Raw genomic sequence first — 15,003 nt, 5'->3', positions numbered from 1 at the left:
ATTTTTCTCCTATCTTCACAAATAAAGCAAAGACAAATAAGCTATTCTATATCAATATCCCACCCTTCTTCAATCATTTTTCTGTAACAATGTAAGACCGCATTGCATTTTTTTACAGTTTCATATGGTTTAACATCTTGAAGTTCATATCCAAAGTAAGCTGCACATTCATTGAGTGCAGCTTTTTTTGTATCACAATGATCCTCAAATGTCCTTTGAACGTTTACGAAATCATAGTCTGTTCTCCATACACAACCGGATTGTCTTAAAAATGCCATTACCTTTCCAAGCCCAAACCCAATAATAGTATTGGCAGATAGTAATATTTCATCTATTTTAAAGAGCTGATCCGACAACGGCGGAGCATTCTCTGTTATAGAAAGCATCTTTATTTGAAACTTGTTACGATCATTTTCAGGGGCAAAAAAGCTGTCAAAAATCACATATCCGTTAATATCAACAACAGAGAGCTTATATACTTCATCTTCCTTTGTGTTATTGCCTGTGGTTGCGATATCAATGACAATTTTTTTATCCGCTGTAATCAAATTTTCTGCCATAGCACGCAGTCCGTCACTTCTTTTTTGTTCCAAATTGTACATTTTTCTGTATTTTTCCTTAGTTAAAATCTCTGCTCCCATTTTTATCTCTCCCTAAAATTACCATACTGCCTTTCATCTTCATCAATGAGCTGCATAAGCTCTTCATCATCACTCAGATATTTGCGAATTATGCTTTGAAACTGCCTTGTTGCCCAATCAGCACCATTTTCAAAGAAGTTTTCGGTTATGTATTTAAGCTCATTATACGCCTCATCAGGAAGTCTGAGAAGAATGTCCATAGTTGCTTTGTCAGCAGTTCTGTTCTCCATAATAGTTTTAATCAATTCCTTATTCATACGATCATTTCCTTTCTCACTTTATAAACAGATCCGATAAATATCCATCATCGAAGATATACTTTATCCAATCATTTCTCTCACGTATATTTTCTATTATCTGCTGTCTATATTCATCAGGAACATAAAGAATTGCATCGGGATTATCTTCGACTGCCGCTTGACACATATTCTCGGTTCTCATCTCCATAGGGACATATCTAAGTGCTTCGCCACATTTGCAAACTGCCGTCAACGCATAAACGCTATATTTTTTATTATTTGTCGGCATAAGTCTGATATTTTTGGAATCCTGCTGTATCAGAGCATATATTTCCTCCAGCCTGTTATGCTCATCAATATCAATTTGCCGTATTTTTTTCATTTCCTCCCTTGTAAGCACAGAAGAATAATAATCGCTTCTATAAATATCCATTGGATCAATAAGCTTTTGGTCAATGAATTCAACATATAATTTGTAGTTGAAGCATTCCTTTGGATAACCGTTTAATCCAAAACGATTTGCATAATTTGTTTGATTATCCTTTTGTAAGGTTTCTTTTATTTTGTCTTTTGTCCAAAAACTGAGAGAAATATATTTTCTGCTTACCGGTGAGCTTATCATCTTTTCTATAAACTTATCGGTACTGAGGTACTTTATAGGAATATATTTCACATTGCAATCGCTCACAAGTAGTGATTTAAAGCATATACCTTCCGTTCGGAATATTATAGGAACATATTTGAGCAGTTTGCTGTCTCTATCCAATTCATCACTGCTTATGCAATGTTTGCGAGCTTCGCTGTAATTGTTAAAAGCTGTCTGTATCATTTCAGAAGATTTGAATTTATCCGGGACATAGCTAAGTGCAACACTGTTTGACTTTACAGCAATATCGCACAGCTCTTTCGTAACAAAGCACTCAGGAACATATTGCAGTGCCAAGCCGTGATTTTCAACGGCACATCGGCACAGCTCCTTGGTTTTGAAGCTGTCAGGTATATAGCTAAGCTGCCTGTGATATTTTTTTACTTGTTCCATACAAATATCCATTACCCGCTTCTTTTTTGCGTCATTCCAATTCTGAAAAGCATCTGCTGTTTCATTACTCATAGTGCCTTTTGGCACCACTTTTTCTTCTGACTTCCTTTCAAAGCTTTCATCAGAGCTGCCTTTACTTCTCCTATCTTCAAGAAGAAAGCTTACAGCAAAGTCATCAATAGTAATCGTCCTTGTGTATGGGCTTTTAGAAACGTGATCTTTCAGCTTATCCTTATTATGTGCAATTTTTGCTCTGACATTGGTTTCTGACTTACCGTATTCTGTGCAAAATTCTTTTATTGTCATATTTTCGACTCCTTTCGGTTCCCCAGTGGGGAATTTTCAACCTCTTAAATTATTTTAAAGCTCTGCATTATAATCCAAAAGGATTTGTTCTTTGCGTTTTTCACACTCCTCCTCAATCTTTTTTATTTTCATCTGTGCGATGCACATAAAAAGTGTATCTATCTGACTGTCATTAAGTTCATCGCACAGCTCAACAATTTTTTGCACATTTCTCCTTGCCTTTACTATTTTCAGAACATTATCAAGCTCTTCATCTTCATTAAAAAAATACACCACAGGCACTTGTAACATTTCCGAAAGCTTTTTTACAGTCTCCATTTTTGGAACACTGCCATTTATCCACCTTGTGACCGTTGCAGGCGATATATCAAGTTCTGCTGCAAGTTTTCGGGGCTTTATATTTCTTTCTTTACAAATTTTATTGTATTTATCCCAAAACACACTTATTTACCTCCTGTCGGTTCCCCAGTGGGGCATTTATGGCTTTTTATATTATCCCATAATTCATAAAGCTCATTGTCATAATTTTCAAGAGCAGCAGCCCAGTCGGCTTCATTTAATCTTCCTTCCTCCCGTCTATAAGCACATTCTCTGTGCATAACAATAAGCTGTTTTAGTTTCCAATCAAGCTGCTCCAGACCGCTCTCGCTGATGGTGTGGTTATCAGCTGCACGATGTTCACGTTCTTTCCATTTTCGATATATTTTCAGATACAATTTCTCATTTTCAGAACATACGCTGTAATAATGTATTGTATTTTGTACTTTCTTTTTCTTGCGGCATTCGTCTGAACAAAGAACATTACCGTGCCGTTTGCCTGAAAGAAAAAGAGAGCCGCAGCTCATACAGCAGCGAGGAAACATTCCTGCGGCATACAGCTCATTAAGATAATTGATTATAAAACTGATTTGTGAAATCATATCTTTTTCCGCAACAAAATATTGCCGTTCGTTCCGATATATAAGATACAATGCCCCAACAGCGTGAGTGCTTTCAAATTCATAGGCAGCTTCCCATTCGGATATAATTTTAGGGGCAGAAACTTTTAACACATCCAATACATCATATTGATGCCCGGCATTCAGTTTCAGGTGCTTCTGGGCTTCAAAAAAATCAGGAGTAAAAATCTGATTTGCAAAATCAAAGTGATCCGAAAGAAACCGTCCTATTCCCTCAACACAATATGTTTCAACGCCATTTTCTGATTTAATAACATATTCCCGTCTGTTATATGTATCAATAGAGATACCGACAAAAGAATTGTTATCAAATGTTATTTTCATAATCCTTATCCTTTCCATTCCCCAGTGGGGAATCACCCGCAGCCGCCGATAATGACGGCTGTGGAAATTTATGTGTTTTTTACTCACGGACTTTTATGGTATAAACTCCATCTTTGTAATCGACGATTTCATATGTATCCTGAAATTCAGTCATATCTGTTTCCGCAGTTACAGTTACACGATATAATCCGTTTGGCACTTTAAAGTAGTCTCCACCTATCTCGCCTTTGGCGAAAGCTCCTGCGGTGACTAACAAAGCTACGCCCAACACTTCGGCAACTATTGGCTTTAAAAATTCCCCCTCAGCAATGCTTCTTGATACTTTAACTGTAATATAGATATCCAGGATGAAAATCGCAAGCGTTACAAAATATGCTGTAATCTGCAACCATATTGGCATCGACTTAACTGCCTCAATTAAAATAACTCCATTAATAAATTCCATAAAATTATCCTCCTTCATTTTATTCCCCATTGGGGAATTATCACCATATTTCTGTGGTAGAATCGAACTCATCTCCGACCTGATATTTACAGTAAATTTCGGGGCTGACGGAAAAATCAGTTTTTACATCTTTCGGTAAGTACTTGTACATAATCCCGGTTGCAGGTTTAGATATGGTGATAACATACTCATTAGAATCATTAAAAGTATGATGAACGATCTGCTTATCGCAAACCACTCCGCTGCGCATATCAATTCCCTGAGAATGAAGATCTATTCTTACACATATTGCAAATATTATTGCAACTTTTATCAGTCCAAACAAAATTTTAGCTATTATCTCGTCTGCGTCCATTTTAAACACCTCCTCTCACATTTAATGAACTTAGCGCATCATTTAAGATAGCTCGTTCCTTTTCAGCCTGTGCATTTTTTTTCTGCTCTGCTACTGCTTTTTCAAATTTTGCTTCCTTTATAAATTTGCAGAATTTAATGAGGCTATCTTTAGTTGTCAGGAAATCATAAATAGCAATATGGTCATGCCTCGTATCAAATATTGATGAACTTACGTTCTGTTTCTTATAATACAGCGCTGCATATTTTCTGAAAGCTTTTCCATTCAAGAATGCAGCTGATTTATCCTGCAAAATATCAGCCAATGTGCTGATCTGTCGCTTTTGAATGACAGGTAGCTGTTCTAACGCCTGTTCCGGTGTTAAAAACAGTTCGTCATTATTTAAGGTAATATATTTTTGCAGGCAATTATCCTCTAAGCCAATTAACGTTGTACAGGTAAACAGGATATCGTTCTTACCTTCCAAATAAATATCGTAAAGTTTAACAGGTATAACGTCATAATTGAAATTTAAAGTATATAATGTTTGGTTTTTACAAAGCCCCTGATTCTTCAGCAAAAGTGATTTTAGCATTTTACCGCCATTCATATCCCATATCGCATATATTATTGTAATAAGTGAAATAATTGAAAATATTATAATCAGGATTATTAAGTATTTCGGATTGCTTTTTAAGTATTTTGCATCTGCTGCACCGGCCATTAGACATATCAGAAGAGTAGGCAACCATATTTTTTGGACAAATTCCAACCCATCACAACCATACCTCCATATTTCGTATAGTCTTTTTAAAAAGTTTTCATATTTGTCTGGTTTACTATTTTTTGATGTCGATTTGGAAGGAGTATAATAAATATTTTCCGGCACAATCGTTTCCGGAACACGTATTTCATTATCATCAACTATCACTTCTATCGGATCAAAGAATCCATTATCGTAAAGATATGCGTATGGTTCAAAATTTGATTTTGCCATGATTATTGTTCTCCTTTCATTCGTACCGTATAAACTCCATCTTTGTAATCGACGATTTCATATGTATCCTGAAATTCAGTCATACTTACCTCTTGAGTTGTAATTACCTTATACTCACCTGTCGGCTTTCCAAGATTCAACGGATCGTCGTTAATTTCATATGGTATGAATGCCACAATGCCTGTGATAATAATCAGGACAATTAAATTTAAGCACGATGGACCTTTTTCGCTGTCGCACTTAATTAGTTGAGCCTGCGCTACAAAAAATCCAAAGCAAACAATTACCATCGCAACGATTAGTAATGCCATAGGAAATTTACAAACTTCCTCAATTAAAATAACTCCGTTTATTGCATTAAATTCCATTGTTTTATCCTCCTGAAACATTCGTCGAGGCTTTCGCCAGGACTCATGCTGTTTGCAAGTTCCTTCAGTATTACGATCACAACCTCCCGAGTGTAGTTGCCAAAGTCATCGTTGGATGCTGTGTTAGTTTTCACCTGATCTGCTATGCAAATGCAGCCTTTAGCAGTTAACTTTTTCAAATCATCACGCTTCGGATGCGGAAATATGTTTTGTGTTTTCTTATAATCGCTTGACATTATCGTTCTACCTCCTGTTCATTATTTCTTCTATAAAGCCTCTCTTCGGGCTGCGGCTCAAGCTGATAATCCTGGTGGGGTGCATATGAAGGATTTGACATGTTTTTTAAATATGTCTCATAATTAGCGGCGATAGTATCTCTTTCTGATTTAAACAGCTCTAATTGGTTTGCAGTATCGCTTAACTCGTTTTTGATTATTGCTAATTTGGATTTTCTCGCATTCAAATCCTCCCTGTCGGTTATTCCGCTTGCCTCAACATAAGAAACCTTATTATACATTACTTTTTCTTCTGAAGTAAGAAAGTCAGCGGATGACAGTGCAAGATAGCTTTCGCCGTCTGTTATTATTTTTTTCATAGCATTTATTTGCTTTGCAAGCGCATCATGCTTATCTGATAATGATTGATATTTTTCAGCTGCACAGTTAAGCTTGTTTTCAAATTCTGATACAGATGTTATATTATTTAAGCTTAGATAATTAAGCAGATCTGCACTTTTCCTCAAATCTGAATATGTAGTTTTCTTTTCTTTTTTTATAAAAATGCTTATCTGCATCTGGCGCATACATATTGCATATTCTCTCTGGATACCGGATAGGCGTTCAATAGCAGCAGGACTGATTTCTTTATCCTTATGTAAAATACGATATTCCAAGTCAGGTATGGAATACCCATCTCCCAGACGAAAACTTCTAATCGCATATTTCTGCTTTGGCGCTTTTATCGAAAGATACTTACCTTGATGCACAACATATCCCTTCTCTGACAGCTTCATCTCAATGTCTTGAAGATTTTTTACGTTTTTATCCAGAATAATTTTGTCAATATCATTGCAAAGCTTCTGTTTCCATGATGTGCCGTTTTTTCGTGTAAGCCATTCATTATACTTCATCGTATTTTTGTGTTTGGGGCTTTCAATAATATGCAGACCGTGTTCAAGTGCAATAGCATCTGAAATCTTCCGCACTTTCATAAGCGACTTGTAATTTGCATACCATTGTTTTCCGTCCAGATTATATGGGCACACCGCAAAATGATTATGTATGTGATCCTTATCAACGTGTGTACTCACGATGACCTGATGATTATTTCCGAAAACCTTTTTCGCCCATTCAATACCGATCTGATGAGCTTCCTCAGGAGTGACATTTTCATCCGGGGAAAAGGATTGTATGTAATGATGAATACGCACCTTTTCTTTCTGCTTTGGTTTTTCGGACTTGTCCTTGTCTGCGACAATCTCAGATTTGAAAAATCTTTCCTTTGCACATATCTCGAATGTTCTGCGAAACTCGTCATACGCCTCCTGAGGATTGGCAGTACAATTTATTCCTGTTGCAAATTTCATTTCGTCATTTTTGTCACCATTCAGAATATACTCAATGTTAGACAATGGAGTAGTATGAACCGCAACGTATTTTACTATAGGCACATTACAACAGCTCCTCCGACTGAAGCGGCGAAAGCCAGTCCTCAACAACAAGCCTAAGCTGCTTTATTTCTTCTTGCAAATCCTCAATATCTTTCTGATAAATTGATTTTGTGCTGTTTGCGACAGTCGATATCTGATTGATATTCACGCCGATCCTGTTCATGGCCTTATATACATCAGAAAGCTCTTTGAGATTAAAAACCTTTATGCTGCCTTGAACAGAAATGGTGCGAATATAGGTTCCTGTTCTCATTCCCAATTTCTTGGATCGTTCAGAAATAATAGCCCATTCTTTAGGTGAATAACCAATAAGTTTCATTATTCTATCTTTTCCATACGGCATAGTAGTTACCTCTTTTTACAATTTGGGGTATTAGGGGTGTTTACCCCTACCATTATCTGAAATTACAGATAATGGGAAAAGGTATATACCTTTTCTATGCTTGCTATTTATTTAGTCGCTCTTCTCGTGCCGCAACCGAAAAGCCTGCAAAAATCCAGGCCCGGAGGCAAGCATCGCACTTTTTCGCAACACGATGGGCTGAAAAGGAAAAAATCATCTGGATTTATCCTGTAAGTTACCCGACATGAAATCAACAAAAGCCCGTCGGGGAAATCTTACACGTTTTCCTATTTTAATGACCGGAAAGCCCAAACTATCAGGAGCATTTCTTGCTGTTTGTATAAGCGTCTTTGCAGATGTTCCAAGCACATCTGCAACCATTTGCGGCACAAGCAGTTCAAGCTCACTTTCCTTTAAATCCTCTAAAGTACATTTATTTGCCAATTTCTTCTTCCTCCTCATTTTTTAAAAGAGCTTTCAAAGCCGGCAAACTGATTTTATTGGTTTCACAATTTCCAAGAAATTTATTGCACTGAGAACAATAAGCTCTTTTGCCGCCTGTAATAATGAGACCATTATACATATCATTATTATCAAATTCAGAACCATCAAAGGAATGATGATATATTACGGTTCCCTCTGCGTGCTGTCGAACATAAAAACCATTACATCCGCAAAACGGGCATTGCGTCAGATCTGAGAAATTTATTGCCTTTTTCATCGTAGCTTGCTTCTCCTTTTAATTAAGCCTATCATTTGTGAGAAAATCGCAAAGCAGCAGTCCTATGAGTATTATGAATATTTCAGTCATCATTCATTTTGTTCCAAACATCTCTGCACATGAAAGTATCGGCAAGTGATCCATGAGCCTGTCCTCTCCATGGAATATTATAATAGGAAGCCGCTATTGATAACTTTTGCCACCGATATCTCAACCTTTCGCTATCCCATTCGCCGTATATTTCTGAAAATTTTTTCATGCAGCATCTAAGCTCAGGCGTATCATTCTCAAAATCAAAGTCACTTTTTTCAAGTGCCTTGGAAATAAAATGCCAGTCAAAATCAATGTTATATGCAACAGCTACTTTAGCTCCGGACATTATTTTGGATATCAGCGGTGCTATGTCAGACATCAATGGAGCATTTTTTACCATTTGTGGTGAAATATGATTTATAGCTTCAGCTGCCGTCCATTCTGTCTTATGCTCAGGACGAATATAACTATTAAGCAGTATTTCGCCGCTATTGTTCATAACCGATATCTGTAGAATCTCATCTGCTTCAGGATCAAGTCCTGTTGTTTCAGTGTCAAGAAAAATAACGTCACAGTCTTTTCCAACAAGATCAGCTGCATCAGGCTTTCTTTGCTTTTTCGAAATTGTATAGCAATCCAATGTCTTATCTTTATTATTAACGAATGGGTAAAAATCAGCAGTATAATAACTTATTATTCTGACAATGCAGGTTTTGGTTGTTAATTCTCCGCCATCTCCATCAGTTTCAAGATCAATCCGATATTCTTTAAAATCTATAGTTTTGGATGCCTGTCCAAATACATAAAATTTGAAGTAATAGCCATCATGGTGTATTTCCAACCACTCACTGCCTCGATATTTCTTATACAAAAACATAATTTCTTTTCCAAATTCATTGACATATGCCTTGAAGCTTTTTAAAAATTCTGTACGATCGGATATGTAGTGATAAAACAATTTTATCAGTCTTGCTTTTCCAAAATAATTTGTCATTTTCTATTCCTCCTAATTATAAAATATCACTATGTTAATAAGTACGAGTAAGTTCATAATGTTAGCCACCAGAAGCTTTCTGTAAGTGTTTTCTTCTTCTTCTTCTGCTTTAAATATTATAGATGCAGTTCCTATAATAAACACAAGAGATAAAATACATATAATAATCTGTAACCACAGCGGCATTGACTTAAACGATTCAATCATAAAAACAATGTCAATCATATTTTAGCCTCCGTTACTTGCTATTTATAAGCTCTTATTGCGTGCTCGAAAATCGCATATAATTTCTTTGTATTGCGGGGAAGATGTATAAGGGGTGTATTCTTCTTTTTCAAGCATTACGCAGAAGTATTTAAATTTATTCGAAATTTTTTTCTGACTGCTTTCTGCCTTCATTCTCAAATACAGCATACGCAGAAATTCGTATCTTTCAAGCTCCACATCATTTTTGTCAATTTTTCCCGTACAGTAAGGAATAATCGACAGCAGCCTGTTTTCGATATATTCCATCTGTTCGTTATTGAATTTATTATCACACGCATCAGCGTATAACAGCAATGTTTCATTATCGTATGATTTAAATTCAGTAGGCTTTTTCAGTTTTTTGTTGCTTATTGCATTAAAAAGCGATTTTCTGATGTAGTTTCGGAAATTGCGAATCTGCTTTCCAACGATAATTTCGCATAGCTTTTTTATATGGGAATACTCAATATGCCCGAACATTTCCTTAAGCTCATCGGTAGGTATTTCTTCTTTTTTTCCGATAATTACACTTGATGCCTTGCAAAGCATGACGTCAAGAATGATATCCTTTATTCTGTCAACATCATATTTGTTGCATTCCGCACATAAGCGGTCATAGTCAATCTGAGCTTTAATCGCTGAGTTATAATTAAAAAACTCCTGATCAGATATTTCTTCTGCTTTTTCATCGTCATTTGCACAAGCGGTGCAATCAGAATCATCAATAATATCAATATCTGTAATTATTATATCTGTACTTGATTGTGGGCGATTTTCCACATCTGGAAAATCGGAATGTGGGCTATTACATATTTCACACTCATCCTCTGTTTCAATCCATTCGGGATGCGGCTCGTCAGAAAACTCATAAACCCAATCAATAATACGTCCTGTCGTATCATCAATAAGCTTGATTCGTCTGAAATATCCAAACGATTTCAGCTTGTTTAAAGCTGTTATAATTTTTGTCTTACCGTCAGAATGAGTATGAGCCAAACCTTCTATTGAGAAATTCCAATTATCTGGTCTTGACAGCATATATGTAAGCCACCCCATTTCTGCTCCCCCAAGGCGAGGATCATTAAGGTATTCGTTGTGTACCATCGTGAAGTTCTTTTTAAAACTTCTTCGTATTGCTCCCACTTTTTTCACCTCCTGCTTTTTTATGCGAGTTCAATCGGTGAAGTCCCAATCCATTCAGGTCGAACTTCATCTGAAACTTCGTATGCCCAATCAACAAAATTTCCGTGCCTATCAACGAGTTTTATCTGTCTGTAGTATCCGTGATTTTTTAAAGAGGAAAGTATTCCATTAACTTCAATGATATCAATTCCACGGCTTTTGGCGACTTTAGCAGCAGAAAAATCAAAACCATTTGGACAAGAAAGCATAAATGCCAGTAAACCTATTTCATCGAAACTGAGGCGTTCATCGTGCACAAAGTCATTGTGTACAGCTAAAAGGTCTTTTTTTGATACATTTCTTTTCTTACTGCTCATTTTCTTTTCCTCCGTTTAAAAATATACATTTCACGCCACTATAACGATTTTTTTCATTACGGGTCTGTTGTATTTTGATGTAGCCGCCATCAATAAGTTTGTGGACGTGAGAATAATAGGTGTGACTGCCTATTCCCAGTTCATTTTGTATTGCAGAGGGACTTTTCAATTTGAATGACTTTTCGCCATTAGAATTTTGCAGAAAATAAATATATATCGCCTTTGCCTGCAATGTAAGGTCTTTATCCTGCATTATTTGCTGTAATTCTTCCACGAGTTAGTCCTCCTGTTATCGGAGAAAAGAAAAAAGACTATTTTCAATCTTCCGAACTTAGTGTTCAGATGTTTGAAGATAGTCTTTTTATAACACTGAGATTATCAGTTATGTATAAAAAATGGTATTTTACTTGATTTTTGTCTGCCGTAATACTCATAACCCGAAGGTCGTAGGTTCAAATCCTGCCTCCGCAACCAACAACCGTTTCGACAATAGTTGAAACGGTTTTTTGTTTGCTTTGCCTGCGGAATAATTTTTTATTGCTTGACAAAAATATATGTACGTGGTATAATTATCACGAAAAGAAATGAGTGTTCCATTCGGATCACAAATCGAACGCCCTCGGAGTTGCGACCTCCGAGGGCGTTCTTTTGTGCTGACTGCCTTTTTGTTTTACTTCTTATTTCCGTCCAGCCACTTGCAGATGTAGTTTGTGACTATTCCTGCTGCGACAGATATAAGAAAAGAAATGAGAAATTCCATCCGGCTCACCTCCTTCCGGTTAGGGAACGGAGTAAGGCAGCAAAATAATTATACCATTTTCGGCAAAATCCGTCAATGCTCCCTATTTCCATCATCTTCCAAATAATTTACATCATATATATTGACATAACAGCGTATCTGGGGTAAAATAAACTATATATTGCCCAAGTATAACGGGTCGGTTTCTGCGGCTTTTATAGCATCGCCGCAGATCATAAATGAAGATCATTATTTGCCTAAGATATATTTCCAATAAGCAAAATTCTGTCGGATCTCTGCCGAAATTGTGCAAAGTGCGGTAAAAATCAAATCTGATGCAGTGATGGATTGTGAGAATATCCAAACATAAAAATTCTCTGCAACAAAACGCACGCAGATCTGCACTATATATATGACAGGGCTCAGAAGAGCGAGCATATATATAAACTCGGTACGAGATCATATCAATCCGCTTTGCTGCAAAAGCGGGTGCGAGGTGATTCAATACAATGAGCTTGGACTTTACCGCCTCTGTAAGACGTGCACAGGCGGGAGATGCCGGAGCGTTTGCCGAACTTTATTCCCTTGTTTACAAGGATCTGTACCGGATCGCTCTGCTGAACCTGAACAATCAACACGATGCTTCCGATGTGGTTAGCGACACGGTGCTGGAAGCTTACACCTCCATATCAAAGCTGAGGGACGAAAAAGCATTCAAAGCCTGGATAATAAAGATCCTTACGGTAAAGATAAAAAACAAGCGCAAGGAATATAAAGAGATAAACAATTTCCGGGAAGATGTGGACGATCTCAGCGATGCCGAAGAGGCTGCTGTAAGTAAAGAAATAGATTTCGGCAGCATAGAGGTAATGGAAGGCTTTAAGCAGCTCAGCGAAGAGGAACGTATGGTGCTGTCACTCAGTGTTGTTTCAGGCTATAAAAGCGAAGAGATTGCCAGAATGTTCGGAACAAATGCAAACACCGTTCGTTCAAAGGTAGCAAGGGCGAAAGCCAGACTGAAACAGCTGCTGACTTAGATTTTTTGAAGAAAGGAGGCCGGAAGCATGAGCTTTGAAAAGGATCTCAGAAAAGCCGTTGAAAGCATTGATATTCCCGAGGAACTGCTGCCCGTGAATATTGAAGCAATGCTCAGGAACGCAGACCGCAGCGCACAGAAAAATACAAGCGCAGACATTGACCGTTCCGAAAAGATCACGGCAAAGAAAACGAACCGTACTATTATTATGCGTACTATCGCCGCAGCTGCTGCGTGCATAGCTCTGGCAGGCGGATTTGCCGCTGTTCGCCAGCAGACCGCAAAGCCTGTTGATATCGAAAGCGAGATCAACTACGAGGCTGTTCAGGTACAGTCTTATGATGAGCTGTACAGCATTTACACGGGAATTTACCTTAATTCGGAAGCCAACAGCGAAACTGCCGCTGCCGAGAATGGCGACGGTGTGGAAATTATCACCGATGACACTGCAATCACCGATGTGCCCGCTGCCACCGAAACAACTCCCGCTATTACGGAAGCGCCCGCTGAGGATACCTCACGCAAGAATATTGATGCCGTGTGCTCTGATTTTTCAGATGCCGATATCGTGAAGAGCGATGACAGCTCTATCTACTATATCTGCGGCGGAACTCTCTACGTTGTTTCAAAGGACAATATGGCGGTAAAACAGGAGATAACCACCGAAAATCCTCCCTTTGAGATGTATGTAAGAGGTAATTCTCTTGTGCTTGTAAGCGAAGAAAAAGCTTCCGGTGACAAGTCTGAGGACGGCAGAGACCATACAAATGTGGTCATAGATATATACACAATTTCCTCCGACTCGCTTACTCATATCAAAACATATAAGCAGAACGGCGAATACAACTCCGCAAGGATAGATGATAACGGCGTTCTGTACCTCGTAACGGGATACTCCAACTACAGAGGAGCGCCCCTTGACGAGAATGCTGACCTTGATAATTACGTTCCCGGCTACTATATCGATGGCGAAAAGCACTACGTTGCCGCCGAGGATATCACAGTTCCCCAGGGAGCGAACAATACCGATTACACTATCATTTCCTCCGTCAAGTGCAGCGAGCCTGTGAACATTTCCGTAAAGGCTGTTCTGGGCAGCAATGCAAATGCTTTCTGCTCCGATGATACCCTTTATGTGGCATTTTCGGGCACTAAGGACGGCAAGTCCTACACAGCTGTTACCTCCTTTGCAATTTCTGAAAGCGGTCTTTCCTACAAAGCTTCGGGAACTGTTGAGGGCGAGCTTATCAGCAGGTACAGCATGGCAGAGAGCGAGGGTGGTTTCAGGATCGCCTGCCGCAGCTTTGACGAAAACGGAATGGCAGTTACCGATATCTACACGCTTGACAGCTCACTTGCAGTGATCTCCAAGGCAGAGGGACTTCTTCCCGGTGTGATAATCGGCTCCGTCAAGTTTGACGGCAATTATGCAAGTCTTATTGAAAATAACCGCACAGATGCTTCTCTCGTGGTTGACCTTGACCAGAGTGCTCCTGTGGAAAATGCTGAGACAAAGTGCTTCATCGCACCCTATGTCAGCAAGCTTTCCGACGGACTTATGGCAGGCATAACCGCCTGTGAGGACGAAAACGGCGGATATAACGGTCTCAGACTGGAGCTTTACAGCGCAGACAGCGGCGAGAAGATAAGCGAAACAGTGTTTGCCCGGTTCCCCAAGGTGCAGTCCCCTGCCCTAAGCGACAAGAAGGCAATGCTTATCGACACCGACAACAAAATAGTCGGTATCCCCGTTTCCAGCGTCAACGAGTTCGGCGTGAAGAACCAGTACTTCGTGTTCGGATACGATGAGAACGGCTTCACTCAGAAGGGCGTTTTCGAGTACAACGACATTGATGACAGCTACACTTTTGAAAGAGCTGTTGTTACTGACGGAGTGCTTTATATCATCGGCAGCGGACGAATGGTTTCCGTTGATCTTGATGATATGACCGTTGCGGATACATTTGTATTCTGATAAAAAACAGCAAACGGACGGTGTAAAAGCCGTCCGTATTTTTTTGCCATTCAAAGGTTAAAATAAGGTTAGAAAAAGGGAAAAGTTATTGACATA

Annotated in this window: 20 protein-coding genes; 2 read left to right on the top strand and 18 right to left on the bottom strand. The window is 38.5% G+C overall.

The genetic code is table 11. The annotated features are described in order from the left end of the window. Positions 1–41: 41 nt before the first annotated feature. The 18 genes from OCV68_RS04950 to OCV68_RS04865 form a co-directional block, all read right to left on the bottom strand. Positions 42–641 (bottom strand): 3'-5' exonuclease family protein, encoded by a 600-nt coding sequence (locus OCV68_RS04950; RefSeq protein ID WP_262571182.1) that lies wholly within the window; start codon positions 639–641, stop codon positions 42–44. A 2-nt stretch (positions 642–643) separates the two neighbouring features. Further along, a complete protein-coding gene (locus OCV68_RS04945) occupies positions 644–898 on the bottom strand; it encodes a hypothetical protein (protein ID WP_262571180.1) in 255 nt (84 codons plus the stop codon). A 16-nt stretch (positions 899–914) separates the two neighbouring features. Then, positions 915–2,225 carry a DUF4116 domain-containing protein gene (locus OCV68_RS04940; protein ID WP_262571179.1) on the bottom strand — a complete coding sequence of 437 codons (1,311 nt, stop codon included), beginning with the start codon at positions 2,223–2,225 and terminating at the stop codon, positions 915–917. Positions 2,226–2,279: 54 nt separating this feature from the next. Then, on the bottom strand, positions 2,280–2,666 hold the full coding sequence (locus OCV68_RS04935) for a helix-turn-helix domain-containing protein (RefSeq protein ID WP_262571177.1): 387 nt from the start codon (positions 2,664–2,666) through the stop codon (positions 2,280–2,282). Positions 2,667–2,668: 2 nt separating this feature from the next. Continuing rightward, entirely contained in the window at positions 2,669–3,508 is an 840-nt protein-coding gene (locus tag OCV68_RS04930; RefSeq protein WP_262571175.1) for a hypothetical protein, read from the bottom strand. A gap of 79 nt (positions 3,509–3,587) precedes the next feature. After that, positions 3,588–3,953, bottom strand: a complete 366-nt coding sequence (locus OCV68_RS04925; protein WP_262571174.1) for a hypothetical protein — start codon at positions 3,951–3,953, stop codon at positions 3,588–3,590. 40 nt (positions 3,954–3,993) lie between these two features. Beyond that, positions 3,994–4,308 (bottom strand): hypothetical protein, encoded by a 315-nt coding sequence (locus OCV68_RS04920; RefSeq protein WP_262571173.1) that lies wholly within the window; start codon positions 4,306–4,308, stop codon positions 3,994–3,996. 1 nt (position 4,309) lies between these two features. Then, a complete protein-coding gene (locus OCV68_RS04915; RefSeq protein WP_262571170.1) occupies positions 4,310–5,284 on the bottom strand; it encodes a hypothetical protein in 975 nt (324 codons plus the stop codon). Positions 5,285–5,286: 2 nt separating this feature from the next. Further along, entirely contained in the window at positions 5,287–5,652 is a 366-nt protein-coding gene (locus OCV68_RS04910; protein ID WP_262571169.1) for a hypothetical protein, read from the bottom strand. Beyond that, positions 5,634–5,888: a hypothetical protein gene (locus OCV68_RS04905; protein ID WP_262571167.1), complete on the bottom strand. Its 255-nt coding sequence runs from the start codon at positions 5,886–5,888 to the stop codon at positions 5,634–5,636. Before OCV68_RS04905 ends, OCV68_RS04910 begins: the two co-directional genes overlap by 19 nt. Next, the gene (locus OCV68_RS04900) at positions 5,888–7,321 is read right to left on the bottom strand and encodes a relaxase/mobilization nuclease domain-containing protein (protein ID WP_262571164.1); all 1,434 of its coding nucleotides are present in this window, start codon (positions 7,319–7,321) and stop codon (positions 5,888–5,890) included. Before OCV68_RS04900 ends, OCV68_RS04905 begins: the two co-directional genes overlap by 1 nt. Position 7,322: 1 nt before the next feature. Beyond that, complete coding sequence (locus tag OCV68_RS04895) at positions 7,323–7,664, bottom strand: MobC family plasmid mobilization relaxosome protein (RefSeq protein ID WP_262571162.1); 342 nt, start codon at positions 7,662–7,664, stop codon at positions 7,323–7,325. A 213-nt stretch (positions 7,665–7,877) separates the two neighbouring features. Further along, positions 7,878–8,108 carry a helix-turn-helix domain-containing protein gene (locus tag OCV68_RS04890; protein ID WP_262571161.1) on the bottom strand — a complete coding sequence of 77 codons (231 nt, stop codon included), beginning with the start codon at positions 8,106–8,108 and terminating at the stop codon, positions 7,878–7,880. Next, entirely contained in the window at positions 8,098–8,385 is a 288-nt protein-coding gene (locus OCV68_RS04885) for a hypothetical protein (protein ID WP_262571159.1), read from the bottom strand. Before OCV68_RS04885 ends, OCV68_RS04890 begins: the two co-directional genes overlap by 11 nt. Before the next feature lie 82 nt (positions 8,386–8,467). After that, positions 8,468–9,412, bottom strand: coding sequence for a 3'-5' exonuclease (locus tag OCV68_RS04880; RefSeq protein WP_262571157.1), 945 nt, complete (start codon positions 9,410–9,412; stop codon positions 8,468–8,470). A gap of 249 nt (positions 9,413–9,661) precedes the next feature. Beyond that, complete coding sequence (locus tag OCV68_RS04875; protein ID WP_262571156.1) at positions 9,662–10,801, bottom strand: helix-turn-helix domain-containing protein; 1,140 nt, start codon at positions 10,799–10,801, stop codon at positions 9,662–9,664. Between the two features lie 20 nt (positions 10,802–10,821). Then, a complete protein-coding gene (locus OCV68_RS04870) occupies positions 10,822–11,157 on the bottom strand; it encodes a hypothetical protein (protein WP_262571154.1) in 336 nt (111 codons plus the stop codon). After that, positions 11,147–11,431, bottom strand: a complete 285-nt coding sequence (locus OCV68_RS04865; RefSeq protein WP_262571152.1) for a hypothetical protein — start codon at positions 11,429–11,431, stop codon at positions 11,147–11,149. Before OCV68_RS04865 ends, OCV68_RS04870 begins: the two co-directional genes overlap by 11 nt. A gap of 974 nt (positions 11,432–12,405) precedes the next feature. Here OCV68_RS04865 and OCV68_RS04860 point away from each other — a divergent pair. Together OCV68_RS04860 and OCV68_RS04855 are read left to right on the top strand one after the other, a co-directional pair. Next, complete coding sequence (locus OCV68_RS04860) at positions 12,406–12,933, top strand: RNA polymerase sigma factor (RefSeq protein WP_022474736.1); 528 nt, start codon at positions 12,406–12,408, stop codon at positions 12,931–12,933. 27 nt (positions 12,934–12,960) lie between these two features. After that, positions 12,961–14,907: a beta-propeller domain-containing protein gene (locus tag OCV68_RS04855; RefSeq protein WP_262571149.1), complete on the top strand. Its 1,947-nt coding sequence runs from the start codon at positions 12,961–12,963 to the stop codon at positions 14,905–14,907. The last annotated feature ends 96 nt before the right edge of the window (positions 14,908–15,003 follow it).

Source organism: Huintestinicola butyrica, assembly GCF_025567215.1.
Lineage (GTDB): Bacteria > Bacillota > Clostridia > Oscillospirales > Ruminococcaceae > Huintestinicola > Huintestinicola butyrica.
Note: the sequence above shows the minus strand (reverse complement) of the source record. Positions and strands in the feature narration are given on the sequence as shown.